General features: G+C 34.9%; 1 protein-coding gene. It reads right to left on the bottom strand.

Annotated elements, in window-relative coordinates; all coding sequences use genetic code 11:
• A partial coding sequence (locus AAEY83_RS13420) for a hypothetical protein (RefSeq protein ID WP_351059535.1) occupies positions 1-209 on the bottom strand: 209 nt, incomplete at its 3' end.
• Positions 210-347 lie beyond the last annotated feature (138 nt).

Raw genomic sequence — 347 nt, 5'->3', positions numbered from 1 at the left:
GAATTATAGTCGCCATCAAGCGTGCCTTTTAAGCCTAAACCGCTGGCAGTCAGCTTAGTTAAATCAAGGCCTAAAATAGTGCTTAAAAATACACTGGTTTCGGTGCCGCTAAAATCCATTACAACGTGATTGTTATTAGTTTGCAAAGCGTTAGTAACCGCACTACTTGCGTTGCTGTGGCGGGCAAACATTATTGGGTTAAAAGTCATAACAAACACCTGTGTATTTTCGATTACAAAAGTATATTGCCCACGCCTATCAACAACAAATTGTAATTATTAATCAATTGATAAATAATGCTTATATATATGGCGATATTAATTGTGATTTTAAATATGAAAAACATA

This window comes from Psychrobacter sp. TB20-MNA-CIBAN-0197, from assembly GCF_040309765.1.
Lineage (GTDB): Bacteria > Pseudomonadota > Gammaproteobacteria > Pseudomonadales > Moraxellaceae > Psychrobacter > Psychrobacter submarinus.
Note: the sequence above shows the minus strand (reverse complement) of the source record. Positions and strands in the feature narration are given on the sequence as shown.